Origin of the sequence: Pseudoduganella danionis, assembly GCF_009720775.1 — a bacterium.
Taxonomy (GTDB): Bacteria; Pseudomonadota; Gammaproteobacteria; order Burkholderiales; family Burkholderiaceae_D; genus Rugamonas; species Rugamonas danionis.
Genome location: NZ_WNKW01000001.1, coordinates 198,479 through 217,676 on the forward strand (window position 1 = coordinate 198,479; position 19,198 = coordinate 217,676).

Sequence of the window (19,198 nt, forward strand, 5' to 3'; positions counted from 1 at the left end):
TGGCGCGCGCTGGCAACCGCCAGAGCGCGTCCTATGCTCTGCCTTTGTTGTTTAGGCAATGAAGCGCAGCAAACCCTGTAGCGCGTGGATCACGGTCTGGGTGCGCACGGACTGGCGGTCACCCGTGAAGACCAGCCGCTCCGTATGGATCTGGTCGCCGCGCGCCCAGCCGAAGCAGATGGTGCCGACCGGTTTGCCCGGCACCGCGCCGGTGGGGCCGGCAATGCCGGTGGTGGACAGGGCCACATGGGCATTGCTATTGCCCAGTGCGCCCGTGGCCATGGCGGCCGCCACTTCTTCCGACACGCTGCCCAGCTGGGCGATCAGGGCTGCCGAAACGTCCAGCATTTCCGTCTTCGACGCGTTCGAGTACGTGATGAAACCGCAGTCGAACCAGGCGGTGGAGCCGGCGATTTCCGTGATGGCTTGCGCCACACCGCCGCCGGTACAGGATTCTGCCGTTGCCAGCAGCAGGCCGCGCGCCTGCAGGGCCTGCCCCACCTGGGTGGCGAGGTCGAGGATAAGTTCGCATTGATTCGAGTGCATGGCTGTCTCCTTCGTGATCGGCGATCCGGGGTGTTTAGGGTCACTGTAACATGGCCTTCGCGCGCCATGCCAGCGACGCCGTTCTGCTTTGCCTGAATCGCAACATTTATTTTCAAGATCCGCGACTGGCGTGCGCCACAAATTGAGCAAGATGATAATATTGCCAATTAACTTCGTAACGACGCAGCGGTGGACCGGTACGCCCCAAAGGAGGTGCCATGATCAGCCAGAACGACATCTATCACGCCCGCATCCTGATCGTCGACGATCAGCCGGTGAACGTGGAATTGCTGCAATATCTGCTGCAGTCTAGCGGTTATCAGGCCGTCAGTGCCACCACGGATCCGCGTGTGGTGGCGGGCTGGCATGCGGCCCAGCGCTACGATCTGATCATCCTCGACCTGCAGATGCCGGACATGAGCGGCTTCGATGTGATGGCGGCCTTAAAGCCGCTGGAAGCTGATGCCTGGCTGCCCGTGCTGGTGGTAACAGCCCAGCCCGACCACAAGATCCGTGCGCTGGAAATGGGCGCGCGCGATTTTCTCAGCAAGCCTTTCGATCCGCTGGAAGTACTGACCCGCATCCGCAACCTGCTGGAAGTGCGGCTGCTGCACCGCGAAGTGAAGCGCTATAACGCCGGGCTCGAGCAGACGGTGCGCGAGCGCACGGCGGAATTGCAGCGCTTCCGCAGTGCCATGGATGCCACCGCCGACGCCATCTTCCTGCTCGATGCGGCCAGCGCCGAACTGGTCGATGTGAACGAAGGGGCTTGCCGCATGCTGGCTTACCGGCGCGATGAACTGCTGGGCCAGTCTGCGAGCCGGCTGGGGCTGGGCTCGCCCGTCGCGTTGCGCGCATTGACGGGGCAGTTGGCCATAGACGGCGCGCCATCCATGCGGCAGGAACTGGAACTGATGCGCAGCGATCTGGTGGCCGTGCCGGTGGAGCTGGGCTGGCAACTGATGCAGCGGCCTGAGCAGCCCGACGTGCTGCTGGGGGTGGCGCGCGATGTCAGCGAACGGCGGCTCGCGGCCGAGCAACTCGATCGCATGGCCCACTACGACAGCCTGACGGGCCTGCCCAACCGCACGCTATTTTTCCGCACACTTGAAAACGCCGTGGCGCTGGCGCCCGAACAGGACCAGTGCATCGTCGTGATGTTCATTGCGCTGGACCGCTTCAAGAGCGTCAATGACACGCTGGGTTCGCTGCACGGCGATGAACTGCTGCGCCAGTTTGCCAACCGCCTGATGCAGTGCGTGCGCTTGCGCGATACGGTGGGGCGCATGGGCGGCGATGAATTCGCGCTGATCCTGAGCGCGCCGCGCGAGCAGCTCGACCCGGTGCAGACGGTGCACGATGTACGCGCGGCGCTGCGCCGTCCGTTCGAACTCGAAGGCCACCGCGCCGAACTGAGTGCCAGCATCGGCATCGCCATGTATCCCGACGATGCCACCGAAGCGCAGGCGCTGGTGCAGTTTGCCGACATCGCCATGGAGCGCGCGCGCCAGTCTGGCCGCGACGGCTTCCGCTTCTACACGGCCGGCATGAATGCACAAGTGGCGGCGCGGCTCGATCTGGAACTGGCGCTGCGGCGCGCGCTGGAACAGGAGCAGTTGTTGCTCTACTACCAGCCCAAGGTGCGGCTCGATACGGGCGAACTGGCGGGCGCGGAAGCGCTGCTGCGCTGGCAGCGCCCCGACTATGGACTGGTCTATCCGGCCGAGTTTGTCTCCGTGCTGGAAGACACGGGGCTGATCGTGCGCGTGGGCGCATGGATCATCGATGCCGCCTGCCGCCAGATCGGCCTGTGGTTGCGCAATGGCGTGGGTGCGGTGCGGGTGGCCGTGAATGTGGCCAGCCGCCAGTTTGTCGAGTGCGATCTGGCGCAGATCGTGCAGACGGCGCTGCAGCGCCATGGCGTGCCGCCTGAACTGCTGGAACTGGAACTGACGGAAACGGCGCTGATGTCGAATTCCGAGCGCACCATAGGCGTGCTGGCCCAGCTCAAGGCCATGGGCCTGAAAGTGGCGATCGACGATTTTGGTACCGGTTATTCCTCGCTGGCCTATCTGCAGCGCTTCCCGATCGACAAGCTGAAAATCGACATCGCTTTCGTGCGCGACATCACTACCAATCCCAACGATGCGGCCATTGCGCGCGCCATCATCAATATGGCGCACAGCCTCAAGCTGCGCGTGATAGCGGAAGGGGTGGAAACGGACGACCAGCTTGCTTATCTGCGTCACAGCGATTGCGACGAGATTCAGGGCTTCCTGTTCAGCCAGCCTTTAGCGGCGGCCGATATGGCCACGCTGGTCAGCTCGGGGCGCGGGCTGGCGGCAGCCATCGCGGCGCACGAGCGGGCCGCCGAACCGGATGGTTCGCAGCAGCCGCTTACGACGTGAAGTGATCGAAGCCTTGCAACTGCAGCGCTAGCGCCGCGCCGCTGGCATCGGTCAGGCGCAGGCCGCTGGCCGCATCGATGCTGCCCACGTGTGTGACTGGGGTAGCCACGCTGGCCGCGGCCGCCAGTATCGCGCTGCGCGCACTGACGGGCGCCGTAAAGCACAGCTCGTAATCATCGCCACCGGCGGCCGTGTAGGCGCGGCGCAAGGCTGGCTCGCGCGTAGCGAGGATGGCACCGGCCGGCAGCGCATCGACATTCAGCGTGGCACCCACGCCCGACTGTTTGAGAATGTGGCCCAGATCGCCCACCAGCCCATCGGAAATATCGATGGCGGCATGGGCGATGCCTTGCTGAGCCAGCAGCATGCCCAGTTCCACCCGGGGCACGGGCAGATGCATGCGCACAGCCGCCGCCTGCAGGCTGGCCGGGTCCAGTGCCACTTCATGGCGATAGCCGGCCAGCGCCAGACGGGCATCGCCCAGCGTGCCGGAGATCCAGATATCGTCGCCGGCCTGTGCTGCGCTGCGGCGCAGTGCCTGCCCCGGCGCCACTTCGCCGAACACGGTGATGCAGATGTTGAGCGGACCTTTGGTGGTGTCGCCGCCTATCAGTTCGATGTTGAAGGCATCGGCCAGCGCGAACAGGCCGCGCGAAAAACCGTCCAGCCAGTCACGCTCTGCGGCCGGCAGCGCAAGCGCGAGCGTGAAGCCCACGGGGCGCGCGCCCATCGCCGCCAGATCGGACAGATTCACGGCCAGACTCTTGTGGCCCAGCCGGTAAGGATCTTCGCCAGCAAAGAAGTGGCGGCCTTCCACCAGCATGTCGGACGAGATCGCCGTCTGCATGGCAGGGCTGGGGGTGAGCAGGGCGCAATCATCGCCTATGCCTAGGGTGGCACGCTGGGGGTGGCGGGGACGCTGGAAGTATTGCTGGATGAGGTCGAATTCGGAGAGCATGGCATATTGTACGCCCGCGCTGCCCGCGCTCTACACTAGGTAGCGCTAACCTGGCGGGCGTATTGCATATTTCTATTAAATTTCATCGCTTGATATGAAATTATGATCATTGCCGAAAAGTGCACATGTTGAGGCGAACTAAGGATTAATGCCGCTAAAAGCGTCAAAAATTCGGTTTTGCTGTGTTCCACATATCAATAATGCTGATAACCGTCATAGCTGTTGGTGAAAATACCTACTTAATTGAAAGAATTGGTCTGTTAGAATCAATGGCTTTCCGACAGTACAAACAGGAAGGCAGCACAGCATGGATTCGTCCTCCGAGAAAAAAGAAGAGCTCCGTCAGCAATTGCGTCTGGCCGCGCTCGAGTATCACGAGATTCCAACGCCGGGTAAGATCAGCGTTACGCCCACCAAGCAACTGACTAACCAGCGCGATCTCGCGCTGGCCTATTCGCCTGGCGTGGCGGCACCTTGCGAAGAAATCGTGGTCGATCCGGCCAATTCCTATAAATACACGGCACGCGGCAATCTGGTGGCCGTGATCACCAATGGTACGGCCGTGCTGGGGCTCGGCAATATCGGCCCGCTGGCCGCCAAGCCTGTGATGGAAGGCAAGGGCGTGCTGTTCAAGAAGTTCGCCGGCATCGACGTGTTCGACATCGAAATCAGCGAATCCGATCCGGATAAACTGGTGGACATCATCGCTTCGCTGGAACCGACCTTCGGCGGTGTGAATCTGGAAGATATCAAGGCGCCCGAGTGCTTCTACATCGAACGCCAGTTGCGCGAGCGCATGAAGATCCCGGTCTTCCATGATGACCAGCACGGTACGGCAATTATCGTCGGTGCGGCCATCATGAACGGCATCCAGTACGTCGGCAAAGATATCAAGAACTGCAAACTGGTGGTGTCCGGTGCGGGTGCGGCAGCGCTGGCCTGTCTGGACCTGATCGTTGATCTGGGCTTCCCGCTGGAAAACATCTTCGTCACCGATCTGGCCGGCGTGGTCTACAAAGGCCGTACCGAGCTGATGGACCCTGACAAGGAACGCTTCGCGCGCGAAACTTCGGCGCGCAGCCTCGGCGAAGTAATCCACGATGCCGACATCTTCCTCGGTCTGTCCGCCGGCGGCGTGCTGAAACAGGATATGGTTCGTGCCATGGCCGCCAAGCCGCTGATTCTGGCGCTGGCCAACCCGAATCCGGAAATCCTGCCGGAAGACGTGCGCGCCGTGCGCGACGACGCCGTGATCTGCACGGGCCGTTCGGACTATCCGAACCAGGTCAACAACGTGCTGTGCTTCCCTTACATCTTCCGTGGTGCGCTCGATTGCGGCGCCACCACCATCACGCGCGAAATGGAAATCGCCGTGGTGCACGCGATTGCCGAACTGGCGCACGCCGAGCAGTCCGACATCGTTGCCACCACCTATGGCGTGAGCAATCTGTCGTTCGGTCCGGAATACCTGATTCCTATGCCGTTCGATCCGCGTCTGCTGATCAAGATCGCGCCGGCCGTGGCCAAGGCAGCAGAAGATTCGGGCGTGGCTACCCGTCCTATCAAGGACCTGCAAGCCTATGCTGACAGCCTGCAGCAGTTCGTCTACCGCAGCGGTACTTTCATGAAGCCGCTGTTCCAGCTGGCCAAGAAGACGCCGAGCGATCTGAAACGCATCGTCTACGCCGAGGGCGAAGAAGAGCGCGTGCTGCGCGCGGTACAGGTGGTGGTCGATGAAAAACTGGCCCGTCCGATTCTGGTCGGTCGTCCGGCCGTGCTGGAAACGCGCATTGCCAAGTTCGGCCTGCGCCTCAAGCAGGGTATCGATTACGATGTGATCAACCCCGACCACGACGAGCGCTATCGCGATTACTGGCAGTCGTATTACGAACTGACGGCACGCAAGGGCGTGACGCAGGAATACGCCAAGCTGGAAATGCGCCGCCGTCATACCCTGATCGGGTCCATGATGATCAAGAAGGGCGATGCCGATGGCATGATCTGCGGCACCTTTGGCACCACCCAGTTGCATCTGCACTACATCGATCAGGTGCTCGGCAAGCGCGAAGGCGCTTGCGTGTATGCGGCCATGAATGTGCTGATCATGCCCGAGCGCCAGTTGGCCATGGTGGACACCCACGTCAACGAGAATCCGAACGCCAAGGAACTGGCCGCGATTACCGTGATGGCAGCGGACGAAATGCGCCGCTTCGGCCTGTCGCCACGCGCGGCCCTGCTGTCGCACTCCAACTTCGGTTCGTCCAATAGCGAGTCGGCACAGAAGATGCGCGCGGCCCTGCAACTGGTCAAGGAACTCGATCCGGCGCTGGAAGTGGATGGCGAAATGCACGGCGATACGGCACTCGATTCCAAGCTGCGCAATGCCATCATGCCGCACTCGGAACTCAAGGGTGACGCCAATCTGCTGGTGATGCCTAACATCGATGCGGCCAATATCGCCTACAACCTGGTGAAAACGGCAGCCGGCAACGGTATCGCCATCGGCCCTATCCTGCTCGGCTGCGCCAAGCCGGTGCACATCCTGACGCCGTCGGCCACGGTGCGCCGTATCGTCAACATGACGGCACTGTGCGTGGTGGATGCGGTCGCCCAGCGCAAGGCCTGAACGCTAGCGATTGTTGTGCCGAGGTAAATAATCAGGCCGGTTCGGTGACGAGCCGGCCTTTTTGTTTTTGTTACTTGTTTGATATGCCTTAGGTAACAAGTTGTAAGTAATGTAATGACATATTTGGTGAGAAGTGTGCCCTAAGTGGTCTGTTACAATAGTCGGCTATACAGCCTCAGATGATTTGGATTTCGATTCACCATGGATAAAAGAAAAACAGCCCTGATTACGGGCATTACCGGCCAGGACGGTGCTTATCTCGCGCAATTGTTGCTGGAAAAAGGTTATCAGGTCTACGGGACCTATCGCCGCACCAGTTCCGTCAATTTCTGGCGGATCGAAGAACTGGGTATCCAGTCGCATCCGCATCTGTCGCTGGTCGAATATGATCTGACCGACCTCGGCTCCTCCATCCGTTTGCTGCAGAACACGGCGCCCGATGAAATCTACAATCTGGCGGCCCAGAGTTTTGTCGGCGTGTCGTTCGAGCAGCCCGTCACCACGGCAGAAATCACGGGCGTAGGCCCGGTCAATCTGCTCGAAGCGATCCGCATCGTCAATCCGAAAATCCGCTTCTACCAAGCTTCGACTTCGGAAATGTTCGGCAAGGTGCAGGCCGTGCCGCAGAAGGAAGATACCCCGTTCTACCCGCGCAGCCCATACGGTGTGGCCAAGCTGTATGCTCACTGGATGACGGTGAACTACCGCGAGTCCTACGGTATTTTCGGCAGCTCGGGCATATTGTTCAACCACGAATCGCCGCTGCGTGGGCGCGAATTCGTCACCCGCAAAATCACTGACTCGGTGGCCAAAATCCATCTGGGCCAGCTCGACGTGCTGGAACTGGGCAACCTCGACGCCAAGCGTGACTGGGGCTATGCCAAGGAATACGTGGAAGGCATGTGGCGCATCCTGCAAGCCGACCATCCAGATACCTATGTACTGGCGACCAACCGCACGGAAACCGTGCGCGATTTCGTCAGCATGGCGTTCAAGGCCATCGATGTGGCGCTGGAGTGGAGCGGTGCGGCGGATCAAGAAATCGGTACTTGCAAAAAGACCGGCAAGGTACTGGTACGCGTCAACCCGAAATTCTACCGTCCGGCCGAAGTGGAGCTGCTGATCGGCGATCCGGCCAAGGCTCACAAGGAACTGGGCTGGAAACCGGAAACCACACTGGAACAATTGTGCCAGATGATGGTCGAGGCCGACCTGCGCCGCAACCGCGCCGGTTTCTCGTTCTAAGGACCGCACCATGACGATGGAAGGCGCCGGCAAGCGCGCCCTGATTACCGGGCTGTCCGGCTTCACCGGGCACTACGTCGCCGAGGAATTGCGGGCCGCCGGCTATCAGGTCTACGGCACGGTCACGCCGGGACGTACCGCCGCAGAGGGCGAGTTTTCTGTCGATCTGAATGACCGCGCCGCGCTGGCGCAGGTGGTGCAGCAGGTGCAGCCCGACGTGGTAGTGCATCTGGCAGCGATTGCTTTCGTCGCGCATGGCGATGTCGAGCAGATCTATCGCGTCAACGTCATGGGGACGCGCAATCTGCTGGAAGCACTGGCGGCCCAGCCGCACCAGCCGTCGGCAGTGCTGCTGGCTTCTAGCGCGAATATCTACGGTAATACCGATGTGGGCGTGATCGATGAATCCGTGCCTGCCGCACCGGCCAATGACTACGCCGTCAGCAAGCTGTCGATGGAATACATGGCGCGGCTGTGGCAGGACAAGCTGCCGCTGATTTTCGTGCGTCCGTTTAACTATACCGGCGTAGGCCAGCAGGAAAACTTCCTGCTGCCGAAAATCGTCGGACACTTCCGCCGTCAGGCGCGCGAAATCGAACTGGGCAACCTGCACGTGTGGCGCGACTTTTCCGATGTGCGCATGGTGGCGCGTAGCTATCGCCGCCTGCTGGCCGCAGCGCCAGTGGGCCAGACTTTCAATGTCTGTTCGGGGCAGGGCTGGTCGCTGGGCGAAGTGCTGGACATGATGGGCGAGATCGCCGGTTATAAAATCAATGTGCGGGTCAATCCCGCTTTCGTGCGTGCCAATGAAGTGGTGCGGCTGGTGGGCGATAATGCCCGCCTGAGCGCGGCCATCGGCGCGCTGGAGCCGGTGCCGCTGGCCGATACCCTGCGCTGGATGTACACGGCGTGAATGAGCAACTCAAAGCGTCTGGCCTGCGTGTCGGGCTGTCCACCACGACGGTAGAACCAGCACTGACGGGTGGCCGTCTGGACGGGCTGGGTGTGTATAGCCGCGCCCTGTTGCAGCATTTGCCGGCAGCCGGCGTGGAAGTGCTGCCTTTTTCGTTTGCGCCACCGGGCGATAAGCCGCGCCTGAAGGTAGGCCGCGCCTTGCCGCTGTCCTTCCCGCTGGCCACGCTCGGCGACCTGCTGCTGCCGGCTTCCGTGCATCTGAGCACACTGGCGGCACTCGGGCGTGGCGCCGCGCCGCTGGATATTTTCCACGCTACCGATTACCGCATCGTGCGCATGGATTGCCCGGTGGTGGCAACGCTGCATGATGCGCTGCCGATTTCCCATCCCGAGTGGTGCAGTGCCAAGCAGCGCAAGTTGAAAAACTGGCTGCAGATCAAGGCGGCGCGCAAGGCGCAACATGTGATTACCGGTTCGCAGTTCTCTATCCGCGAGCTGGTGGAATGCTTCGGCGTGGATGAACAGCGCATCAGCGTGGTGCCGCATGGCGTACGCGCGGAATGGTTTGATGCGCCTGCTGCCGAGGCTTGCGCCGCCACGCTGCAGCAGTATGGCCTGCGTGCCGGTTACTTCCTGACGGTGGGTACGCTGCAGCCGCGCAAGAACGTGGGCCGGCTGCTGGAAGCTTATCTGGCCCTGCCGCCTGTGTTGCGTTCGGCGCGCCAGTTGGTCATCGTCGGTGCGCCGGGCTGGCGCAGCGAAGAACTGGTGGCGCAGATCAAGGCGGCGCAGCAGCGGGGGGAGAACGTCGTCTGGCTCGATCAGTTGACCGACGACGCCCAGTTGCAGCAGCTTTACGCGAGCGCGGGTGCGTTTATTTTTCCGACCCTGCACGAAGGCTTCGGCCTGCCCTTGCTGGAAGCCTTTGCCAGCGGCGTGCCGGTGGCCTGCTCTGGCACCACCTCGCTGCCGGAAGTGGCGCAGGGGGCCGCACTCGAATTCGATCCGCTTTCCGTGGGCGAAATCAGCAATGCGATGACCACGCTGGTGCGCGATGATGCCACCCGCAATCGCTGCATCGCTGCGGGCCGGCGGCGTGCGCTGGAGCTGACCTGGGATGTGGCAGCACGCCGCACGGTCGCCGTGTATCAGCAAGTACTTAACCGATAATCTGCCATGCGCGTACTGCATTTTTACAAGACCTACTACCCCGACACCTGGGGTGGCATCGAGCAGGTGATCCGCCAGCTCTGCGTAGGCACGGGCCGGCTTGGCATCGACAACGAAGTGCTGACGCTGACCCGCGATAGCGGCCCGCGCCAGATGGAAATCGAAGGCCATATGGTGCACCGCATGCCGCTGGCTTTTGAAATTGCCTCGACCGGCTTTTCGTTTGCGGCGATCCGTCAGCTAGCGCGGCTGGCGCGTGAAGCGGATGTGATCCACTACCACTTTCCGTGGCCTTTCATGGATCTGGCCCACTTCATGGCGCGCATCAAGAAGCCCAGTCTGGTGACCTACCATTCGGACATCGTACGGCAGAAAAATCTGCTGCGCGTGTATGGCCCGCTGAAACGCCAGTTCCTGCGCGATGTCGATGTCATCGTTGCCACCTCGCCTAATTACATGGCTTCTTCACCCGTGCTGAAGCGCTTCCAGCACAAAACCCGCACCATCACCTACGGGCTGGATAAGAGCATCTATCCGCGCCCGTCGGAGAGCGTCAAGCAGCAGTGGCGCGCGCGCTGCGGCGAGCGTTTCTTCCTGTTCGTCGGTGTGCTGCGTTACTACAAGGGCCTGCACATCCTGCTCGATGCAATGGTCAATCTGGATTATCCGGTGGTAATCGTGGGTGCCGGTCCGATCGAACAGGAACTCAAGCAGCATGCCGAGCGACTGGGCCTGACTCATGTGCTGTTTGTCGGCGCGCTGGAAGAGGAAGACAAGGTGGCGCTGCTGGAACTGAGCTACGCCATGGTGTTCCCATCGCACCTGCGTTCGGAGGCATTCGGTATCTCGCTGCTGGAAGGCGCCATGTACGGCAAGCCGATGATCTCCAGCGAGATCGGTACGGGCACCACCTATATCAACATCGATAACGAGACCGGGCTGGTAGTGCCGCCCGACGATGCGCAGGCGCTGGGGGCCGCCATGCGCACGCTGTGGGAGCACCCTGAGCGCGCGGCCGAAATGGGCCGGCGTGCCGAAGCGCGCTACTGGGAGCTGTTCACGGCCGAGACCATGGCGCGCAACTACGCCGCGCTGTACCGCGAACTGGCTGACCAGCCGGCTGCCTGAGCGCGGGTCGCCGGCACGCGTCTGGCGCGGTAAAATAGCCGCACCCCAGAATAGCCGGAGAGTCGCGTGCGCTGCCTAGTCATCGAAGACGAGATCGACACCTCGAATTACATCTGCAAAGGCCTGCGCGATGCGGGCCATAGCGCCAGCGCCTGCGCCAGCGGTGCCGAAGCCAAGGCGCTGGCGCTGGGCAGCGAATGGGACATCGTCATCCTCGACCGCATGCTGCCCGGCGTGCGCGATGGTCTGTCCATCGTCGAGCAGATGCGCGCGCAAGGCAAGACCACCCCTGTCATCGTCGTCAGTGCGCTCAACTCCATCGAGGCGCGCGTGGGTGGCCTGCGCGGCGGTGCCGACGACTATCTCTCCAAGCCGTTTGCCTTTTCCGAACTGCTGGCGCGGGTGGAAGCGCTGCAGCGGCGCAGCGCGCCCGGTGCCGATAGCGCACAGTTGCAGGTGGCCGATCTCAAACTCGATCTGCGTACCCTGCGTGTCACGCGCGGCAACAAGGTGATCGCCCTGCAGCCGCGTGAATACCGTCTGCTCGAATACCTGATGCGCAACGTGGGGCAGGTGGTGACCCGTACCATGCTGCTGGAATCCGTGTGGGACTATCACTTCGATCCGCAGACCAATGTGATCGATGTACAGATCAGCCGTCTGCGTGCCAAAGTGGACAAGGACTTCCCTGTGATGCTGATCCATACCTTGCGCGGGGTGGGCTACCGCATGGGCGACGGGCCGGAAGCAGGTAGCCCCCTTGAGTAGGCTGCGCACCTCGATAGCCATCAAGCTGGTGCTCGGTTATGGCTTGCTGGGTACAGCGTCGATCGCACTGGTGTCGGGCGTGTTCTATCGCGGCACGGTGGGCGTGCTGGAGCGCGAGAACGATAGCCGGCTGATCGCCCAGTCGGACCGCGTGATGGCACGTGCCACGGGAAGGCCGCACAAGGTGCTGCTGGCCGAAGTGCGGCGCCAACTGGACGACGGCATCGACAGTGACCGCGAAATTTTCGAACTGGTGGCGGCCGACGGCCATGGCGAAGTGGGTAATCTGACCAGTTGGCCGGCGCTCTCGCCGGAACGCGAAGACGACAACCAGCAGATCGTCACCTCGGTGGTGATACGCGCAGGCTTGCCGACCCGCGCGCGGCTGGTGATGCGCCCGCTCAAGCAGGGCGGCATGCTGATCGTGGGGCGCGATCTGGCCGAACAGGAAGCCGTGCGCACGGTGATCTGGCATGCCGTGTTGGCCGGTGCCGCCGTTTCGCTGCTGCTGACGGTGGGTGGTGCGCTGTTATTCCGCAGCATGACGGAGCGGCGGCTGGGGGCGATCCGCCGCACGGCCGCGCAGATCGAAGCGGGCGACCTGAGTTCGCGCATCCCGGTGGCCGGCGACGATGAATTTGCCCTGCTGGGCAGCGATATCAACCGCATGCTGGACCGCATCGAACGGCTGATGGATGGTATCCGCCATGTCTCCAACGCGATTGCTCACGACCTGCGCACGCCGCTGGGGCGTATCCGCAGCAAGCTCGATGAAGCGCTGCGTCATGAACCGAGCGTGCCGCGCCTGACAGGGGCTGCACATGATGCGATCGAGCATATTGATGACCTGATCCGGCTGTTCGAACGTCTGCTGCAGATTGCAGAAGCGGAGTCGGGCGTGCGTACCCGTTTGTTCGAGCGGCTGGCGCTGGCGCAGATTGCGCGCGACATGGGCGAGATGTACGAAGCCAGTGCCGAGGACCGTGGCGTGACGCTGACGCTGGAACTCGACGATAACGTGCAGGTCGATGGCGACCGCAATCTGCTGGCCAGTGCCGTGGCCAGCCTGCTCGATAACGCCATCAAATATGCCGGTGCCGGAGCCGAAGTACGCCTCGGCGTGCAACTGTATCAGGGCCGCGCTGCCATCGTGGTGGCCGATACAGGGCCCGGCATTCCGGCTGCAGAACTGGGCAAGGTAACGCAGCGCTTCTACCGCGTGGACGCCAGCCGCCACCTGCCCGGCAATGGTCTGGGGCTGGCCATCGTTTCAGCCACGGCGCTGTCGCATGGCGGCGAGCTGCAGCTGGAAGATGGCGCGCCGGGGCTGGTGGCGCGCATCCTGCTGCCGCTGGCGACGGTGGCGCTGGCGGCGCGCTGAGGCACAGCTGCGACGTTCGCCCGCCGAAGTTGGTCTGCTAATGCCTGCCGGTGCGGCCGCATGACGGCCATTCTGGTGGATTGCATTTATGGCAAAATTCATGAATACTCTGGCTGTTGATCCGCATATCGACGGATCTCGCTCAGGGATAAATGCAACGATGGCTTTTCTGACCAAGAAAAAGATCGTGCTGGCCGTCGGCCTGCTGATCGTGGCCGGCGCAACGTCGGCCTGGTATGCCCGCTCCAAACCTGCTGTCGTCGAGGCGCCGCGCTTCCGCACCGCGCCTGTCGACCGTGGCACCATCACCCAGACTGTGACAGCCACCGGCACCATCAATCCGGTGGCGCTGATTAATATCGGCTCGCAGGTATCGGGCACGGTGAGTGAACTGAAGGCGGATTTCAACGACCACGTGAAAAAAGGTCAGGTGCTGCTGAAACTGGACCCGACCATTTTCAACGCCGTGATCGCCCAGAGCGAAGCGCAACTGGCATCGGCACGGGCCAATCTGCGGCTGGCGCAGGCTACCTTCCAGCGTAACCAGACGCTGGTAGCGCAAAGCTTTATGTCCTCGCTGACGCTGGACCAGTCGCGCCGCGAAGTGGATGTGGCGCAGGCCAATGTGCAGCTAGCGCAGGCCCAACTGGCAAGGGCGCAGGCCGATCTGAATAACTCGGTGATCCGCTCACCGATCGACGGCGTAATCATCAAGCGTACCGTCGATCTGGGCCAGACTGTGGCAGCATCGTTCACCACGCCGACGTTGTTCCAGATCGCGCGCGATCTGACCAAGATGCAGATCGACACCAGCGTCTCCGAAGCCGATGTGGGCGCGCTGAAGGAGGGCCAGCAGGCCCGCTTCGTGGTGGACGCCTATCCGGACAAGGAGTTCGACGCGCGCATGCGCCAGTTCCGTCTGGCCGCCAATGTGGTGCAGAACGTGGTGACCTACAACGTGGTGCTGGACGTGGACAATAATGAAGAGCTGCTCAAGCCCGGCATGACGGCGCAGGTGCGGCTGCTGGTGGGCAACCGCCAGCAGGTGCTGCGCATACCGACGGCCGCGCTGCGCTTCCGCCTGAGCGACGAGGAAATCGAAAAGCAGAAGCAGAAAGCCAAGGCGCAGGCCAGCGCGAGTGCTTCGGCCAGCGCTGCAGCTTCGGCTTCTGCGGCGGCCGGCAAGGCTGGCGAGAGCGTGGCAGCGCAGGAAGATGATGCCGCCTTCCGCAGCAAGGGCGAACTCTCGCGCACCTTCAAGATTTATACGCTGGACGACAAGAACCAGCCGGTGGCGAAAGATATCCGTATCGGCCTGTCCAATTTCCGCTATACCGAAGTGGTGGGCGGTGAACTCAAGCAGGGCGACAAGGTGGTCACCCGCGCCATCAACGAGAAATCGGGTGAGCTGTGACAGCGCCGCTGCTGATCGACATCCGTCAGGTCACCAAGAGCTACCACTCGGGCAACGTTGAAACGCAGGTGCTGTTCGGGATAGATCTGGCCGTGCCGCGCGGCGATTTCGTCGCCGTGATGGGGCAGTCCGGTTCCGGCAAATCGACGCTGATGAATATTTTCGGCTGCCTCGATCAGGCCAGCGGCGGCAGCTATTGCCTCGATGGCGTGGATACGCTGACGCTGTCGCGTGCCGAGCTGGCCACCATCCGTAACCGCACCATCGGTTTCGTGTTCCAGAGCTTTAATCTGATCAAGCGCATGAGCGTGGCCGAGAACGTGGCGCTGCCGCTGATCTATGCCGGCGTGTCGCGCTCCAAAGCGCATGCCAAGGCGTTGCTGGAACTGGAGCGCGTAGGGCTGAAGGATTACGCCAAACGCACACCCAACCAGTTATCGGGCGGCCAGCAGCAGCGCGTGGCGATTGCGCGCGCGCTGGTGGGCGATCCGCCGCTGATCCTGGCGGACGAGCCGACCGGCAACCTCGATACCCAGACCAGCATAGACATCATGCGCTCGTTCCAGCAGCTGAATGAACAGCGCGGCATTACCATCCTGCTGGTGACGCACGAGCCGGACATTGCCGCCTACGCCAAGCGCCTGATGCGCCTCAAAGACGGCCGTGTGCTGTACGACGGGCCGGCCGCGGAAGGCCTGCGTCAGCTAGCCGCCAGCCACGAAGCCATAACGGTATAAATCTTATGAATCCTTTACAGATCGCGGTGGAAGCTTTCCGCTCCATGATGGCCAACCGGCTGCGTACGCTGTTGACCATGCTGGGCATTATCATCGGGATTACCTCGGTGGTGCTGTTGCTGGCCGTAGGCGACAGCATGAAGCGCTTCATCGCCAAGGAGCTGGAGCAACTGGGGACGAATATGTTGTTCATTTCGCCCGGCGGCGACCGCGCCCAGCAGCAGCGCATGCGCACCGGTGCCGCGCCGGCACTGACCATGGCCGATGCGGCCGCGCTCAATGAGCTGCCATCGCTGGCCGGTGCCGCGCCCGTGCTGCAGGGCGGCTTCAATCTGGCGGTCGGTAACGAGAGCGCTTCCAAGACCGTGCACGGGGTCTCCACTGCCATGTTCAAGATACGCGGCTGGAAAATCGATCAGGGCAATGTGTTCAGCGATGCCGATGTGCGTGCAGCGGCGCGCATGGTGGTGATAGGCCACAAGATCGCCGACCAGTTCTTCTACAAGACCGACCCGTTGGGCAAATACATCCGCATCGAGAACGTCTCGTTCCAGGTGGTGGGCGTGCTGTATGGCGAAGGCAAGCAGGTTGATGGCGGCGATCTGGCCGACTATGTGCTGGTACCGATAACGGCGGCCGCAGCCAATCTGGTGCGCCTGCCTTTCCCCGGCAATGTGCACTATGTGGTGGCGCAAGGTAAATCGGGCGGCAACCTGCAGGATGCGATCCAGGATATCAACGAGACGCTGCGCGACCGCCACCACATCAAGTACGAACAGCCGGATGACTTCCGCATCGATAATCTGGCTTCGTTTGCGGAAACGGCACAGAAGATCAGCACCGGTCTGGCTGCTCTGCTGGGCCTGATCGGCGCCATCTCGCTGATCGTGGGCGGCATAGGCATCATGAACATCATGCTGGTTTCGGTGACTGAGCGCACGCGCGAGATCGGCATCCGCATGGCCATAGGCGCCAAACCGCGTGATGTATTGTGGCAGTTCCTGACCGAAGCCGTGGTGATCTGTCTGGTGGGCGGCCTGTTCGGCATCGTGCTGGCCAGCGGTGCCGCTGCGGCCATTACGGCTACCGGCAAGTTCGATGTGTTTATCACGCTGCAGGCGGTGCTGGTGGCCTGCGGCTTTTCCAGTCTGGTGGGAGTGTTCTTCGGCTTCTATCCGGCCCGGCGCGCGTCCAAGTTGCTGCCGGTCGATTGCCTGCGCTACGAATAGGCGGCGCGCTTAGAAATCGAACTTGTTGCTACGGCCCCCTTGCGGGGCTTTGTTGGCAGCTTCGGCCTGCTTCTCGCGCAGCGCCTGCTCGCGCCGCTGCAGGGCTTCCTGCTTGCGCTGGGCTTGACGCGCGTTGAAATCGACGACGCGCTGCTGGGCCGCGCGGCCCACTTTACTGTTGTGCAGTATGGTGATTTTCTGCTGCATGGCGGCGGCCCACAGCACGAATACCAGTACCAGAGCCAGCAGGTAGATGATTTGCCACAGGCTGAAGTTTTGCTGGATAAACGGGAATATCGGCTGGGCATCTTCCAGCCAGCCCTGGCCCAGCACCGCGAAAAAGCCGGCCAGTACGCCCCATGCGGCGGTCTTGGCGATCAGCCAGCGGCTGGCTGTTACTCGTTCATCCCAGTAGGTTAAGGAATCAGAAGACGTGTCGCGCGGCATGGCTGTAAATCAAACTTGTACAAAACAAAAAGGTAGTTCGAATTATGACATATTTTCCTTCGAGGAAACTATTCTGCCACTAGTTTGCAGCATAAAAGTCTGAATAAAAGCGGCTACTGGCCACCAGTTGGCCCGGCTTGGCTGGCGGATTGTCGCCGGCGTTCGACCAGTTCGAACACGGCCATGCCGGCCACCATGGCTGCCACGAAGCCGGCCGCCTTGGGAACGCCGGCGCCCATGGCCACCAGCGCCGGACCAGGGCAGAAGCCGGCCATGCCCCAACCTATGCCGAAAGCCGCGCTGCCGAGTACCAACCGGGCGGTAATGGTGTTGTTGGCAGGCAGCTGCATGGGCAGCCCCAGCAGGGAGAGCTGGCGCCGGCGTGCCAGCAGGAAGGTGAAGCCGCCTATGCCGATGGCACCCGCCATTACCATGGCCAGCGAGGGGTCCCAGTTGCCAGCCAGATCGAGGAAGCCCTGTACTTTGACAGGATTGGCCATGCCCGAAATGATCAGGCCGAGGCCGAACAGCAGTCCGGCCAATAAAGAAGTCAGTACCAGCATATCAGGCTCCCAGCAGATGACGTTGGATGTACACGGTGATGAAACCGGCGGCCATAAAGGTGAGGGTGGCGACGATGGAGCGCACGGCGCCGCGCGACATGCCGCATACGCCATGGCCGCTGGTGCAGCCACCCGCATAGCGGGTGCCGAGGCCGACGATGAAGCCGGCCAGCAGTACCAGCTCCCAGCTCGCGTGGATTTCCGGTGCGGTGGCATAGCCGAGCAGGCCGGCCAGCAAGGGCGAGCCGATCAGGCCAGCCAGAAAAGCCAGGCGCCAGTGGCGGTCATTACGGGGCCAGCTAAGCAGGCCGCCCAGAATGCCGCTGATGCCGGCGATACGGCCATTGAACAAGATGAGCACGCTGGCCGCGATGCCGATGATCAGGCCTCCCGCGAGCGACAGGCCGGGGGTGAAATGGGTGAGGTCGATTGCCATCGCTTAAACCTTTACCGGTTGGGGACAGAATTGCTGATACAGCACTTGCATCACGGCCAGCGCCTGCGTGCTAGCCACGGAGTAATAGATATTCTTGCCCTCGCGCCGCGTGTGCACCAGGCCATTGCTGCGCAACACGCCTAGCTGTTGCGACAAAGTGGGCTGGTGAATCGAGAGCAGGGTTTCCAGTTCGCCCACCGAATGTTCGCCCTGCGACAGTTGGCACATGAGTAGCAAGCGGTCAGGGTTGGAGAGTACGCGTAGCAGGCCACAAGCCTGTTCGGCGGCGGCATGCATGGCGTCTAACGGTAGGGTAAGGGTATCGGGCACGGCTCATCCTTCATTTTGTGGTTTTATATTATATTGAAAAATATAGTGTTTGTGCGATAAAATTCAAGTGGAGCAATTACCAGTGACGAGGATGATATGAACGACTTTCGCCCCCAGGCAGTGCCCACCATAGGCTGGCACTATGATCGTATGGCACTGGCCTTGCACTGGATCAGCGCGCTCTTGCTGGTGTTGATGACGGGGCTGGGCTGGTACATGATGGAAATTGAGCACACTCCCGCGGCCAAGCCGTATTTCATCGTGCATAAGTCTGTGGGGCTGATCGTGCTGGCGTTGGTGCTGTGGCGCCTGTGGTGGCGGAGTCGCCATCCGGTGCCGCAACTGCCATCCAAAATGCCCGCGTGGCAATTGCGTGCCGCGCAATTGGTGCAAGTGGGGCTATACCTATGCATGCTGGTGCTGCCGCTGGCGGGGATCGCCGGTGCCATTCATAGCAAATCAGGTTTGGTATTTTTCGGCTATAGCTTGCCACGGCTGGCGGCGCCCAATCACGACCTGGCCGAAACCTATTTTGACATACACGGTGCGCTGGTCTGGCTGCTGGTGCTGCTGGTGTGTGTGCATATCGCCGGCGCGCTTAAACACCGCTTCATCGACCGCGATGGGGTATTCGAACGCATGGTGCCTGGGCGGGATTAAGCGCGGCTGGCATTGTACTTTGACTACATGACCTGGTTGAATTTATTATTTTTACCAAATATCCAGCATTTATATGTTTAATTTGAGCAATAAATAGTTTCTTTGGGAAATTTTTTGCTACAATTGAGGCCATACCTGTAGTCTCCCATGTTGAGGCGACAGAAAAGGCCGCCTAATTACCGCTGCCGACACCTTTTGCCGGCCCTGCTCCGCCAGCTCATTACTCCTCTTTTCTGG

Annotated in this window: 18 protein-coding genes; 12 read left to right on the forward strand and 6 right to left on the reverse strand. The window is 61.6% G+C overall.

The window, feature by feature from the left end:
• Window positions 1-51 precede the first annotated feature (51 nt).
• Window positions 52-546, reverse strand: coding sequence for a CinA family protein (locus GM655_RS00950; protein WP_155432781.1), 495 nt, complete (start codon window positions 544-546; stop codon window positions 52-54).
• A 218-nt stretch (window positions 547-764) separates the two neighbouring features.
• Between GM655_RS00950 and GM655_RS00955 the strand changes: the two genes are divergently transcribed.
• Window positions 765-2,954: a putative bifunctional diguanylate cyclase/phosphodiesterase gene (locus tag GM655_RS00955; protein ID WP_155432782.1), complete on the forward strand. Its 2,190-nt coding sequence runs from the start codon at window positions 765-767 to the stop codon at window positions 2,952-2,954.
• Here GM655_RS00955 and thiL read toward each other — a convergent pair.
• Window positions 2,944-3,912: a thiamine-phosphate kinase gene (gene thiL / locus GM655_RS00960; RefSeq protein WP_155432783.1), complete on the reverse strand. Its 969-nt coding sequence runs from the start codon at window positions 3,910-3,912 to the stop codon at window positions 2,944-2,946. The genes GM655_RS00955 and thiL overlap by 11 nt on opposite strands.
• 307 nt (window positions 3,913-4,219) lie before the next feature.
• Here thiL and GM655_RS00965 point away from each other — a divergent pair, with 307 nt between their 5' ends.
• From GM655_RS00965 to GM655_RS01010, 10 genes are all read left to right on the forward strand, one after another.
• Window positions 4,220-6,538 carry an NADP-dependent malic enzyme gene (locus GM655_RS00965; RefSeq protein ID WP_155432784.1) on the forward strand — a complete coding sequence of 773 codons (2,319 nt, stop codon included), beginning with the start codon at window positions 4,220-4,222 and terminating at the stop codon, window positions 6,536-6,538.
• Window positions 6,539-6,739: 201 nt separating this feature from the next.
• Entirely contained in the window at window positions 6,740-7,783 is a 1,044-nt protein-coding gene (gene gmd / locus GM655_RS00970; protein WP_155432785.1) for a GDP-mannose 4,6-dehydratase, read from the forward strand.
• A gap of 10 nt (window positions 7,784-7,793) precedes the next feature.
• The gene (locus GM655_RS00975) at window positions 7,794-8,696 is read left to right on the forward strand and encodes a GDP-mannose 4,6-dehydratase (protein WP_155432786.1); all 903 of its coding nucleotides are present in this window, start codon (window positions 7,794-7,796) and stop codon (window positions 8,694-8,696) included.
• Window positions 8,693-9,868 (forward strand): glycosyltransferase family 4 protein, encoded by a 1,176-nt coding sequence (locus GM655_RS00980; RefSeq protein ID WP_371866671.1) that lies wholly within the window; start codon window positions 8,693-8,695, stop codon window positions 9,866-9,868. The genes GM655_RS00975 and GM655_RS00980 overlap by 4 nt, the downstream gene beginning before the upstream one ends.
• 6 nt (window positions 9,869-9,874) lie before the next feature.
• Window positions 9,875-10,996, forward strand: a complete 1,122-nt coding sequence (locus tag GM655_RS00985) for a glycosyltransferase family 4 protein (protein WP_155432787.1) — start codon at window positions 9,875-9,877, stop codon at window positions 10,994-10,996.
• 66 nt (window positions 10,997-11,062) lie between these two features.
• Window positions 11,063-11,764: a winged helix-turn-helix domain-containing protein gene (locus GM655_RS00990; protein ID WP_371866672.1), complete on the forward strand. Its 702-nt coding sequence runs from the start codon at window positions 11,063-11,065 to the stop codon at window positions 11,762-11,764.
• Complete coding sequence (locus GM655_RS00995; protein WP_155432788.1) at window positions 11,757-13,145, forward strand: sensor histidine kinase; 1,389 nt, start codon at window positions 11,757-11,759, stop codon at window positions 13,143-13,145. Before GM655_RS00990 ends, GM655_RS00995 begins: the two co-directional genes overlap by 8 nt.
• A 160-nt stretch (window positions 13,146-13,305) precedes the next feature.
• Window positions 13,306-14,559, forward strand: a complete 1,254-nt coding sequence (locus GM655_RS01000; protein ID WP_155432789.1) for an efflux RND transporter periplasmic adaptor subunit — start codon at window positions 13,306-13,308, stop codon at window positions 14,557-14,559.
• Complete coding sequence (locus GM655_RS01005) at window positions 14,556-15,296, forward strand: ABC transporter ATP-binding protein (protein ID WP_161033550.1); 741 nt, start codon at window positions 14,556-14,558, stop codon at window positions 15,294-15,296. The genes GM655_RS01000 and GM655_RS01005 overlap by 4 nt, the downstream gene beginning before the upstream one ends.
• Before the next feature lie 5 nt (window positions 15,297-15,301).
• Window positions 15,302-16,525, forward strand: a complete 1,224-nt coding sequence (locus GM655_RS01010) for an ABC transporter permease (RefSeq protein ID WP_229632323.1) — start codon at window positions 15,302-15,304, stop codon at window positions 16,523-16,525.
• Between the two features lie 9 nt (window positions 16,526-16,534).
• On the opposite strand, the gene GM655_RS01015 is transcribed toward GM655_RS01010, so the two are convergent.
• The 4 genes from GM655_RS01015 to GM655_RS01030 form a co-directional block, all read right to left on the reverse strand.
• Window positions 16,535-16,972 (reverse strand): hypothetical protein, encoded by a 438-nt coding sequence (locus tag GM655_RS01015; RefSeq protein WP_155432790.1) that lies wholly within the window; start codon window positions 16,970-16,972, stop codon window positions 16,535-16,537.
• Between the two features lie 113 nt (window positions 16,973-17,085).
• Window positions 17,086-17,535 carry a DUF6691 family protein gene (locus GM655_RS01020; RefSeq protein WP_155432791.1) on the reverse strand — a complete coding sequence of 150 codons (450 nt, stop codon included), beginning with the start codon at window positions 17,533-17,535 and terminating at the stop codon, window positions 17,086-17,088.
• Window position 17,536: 1 nt separating this feature from the next.
• The gene (locus tag GM655_RS01025; protein ID WP_155432792.1) at window positions 17,537-17,971 is read right to left on the reverse strand and encodes a YeeE/YedE family protein; all 435 of its coding nucleotides are present in this window, start codon (window positions 17,969-17,971) and stop codon (window positions 17,537-17,539) included.
• 3 nt (window positions 17,972-17,974) lie between these two features.
• A complete protein-coding gene (locus GM655_RS01030; protein WP_155434051.1) occupies window positions 17,975-18,268 on the reverse strand; it encodes an ArsR/SmtB family transcription factor in 294 nt (97 codons plus the stop codon).
• 183 nt (window positions 18,269-18,451) lie between these two features.
• Here GM655_RS01030 and GM655_RS01035 point away from each other — a divergent pair, with 183 nt between their 5' ends.
• The gene (locus GM655_RS01035) at window positions 18,452-18,961 is read left to right on the forward strand and encodes a cytochrome b (protein ID WP_229632324.1); all 510 of its coding nucleotides are present in this window, start codon (window positions 18,452-18,454) and stop codon (window positions 18,959-18,961) included.
• Window positions 18,962-19,198 lie beyond the last annotated feature (237 nt).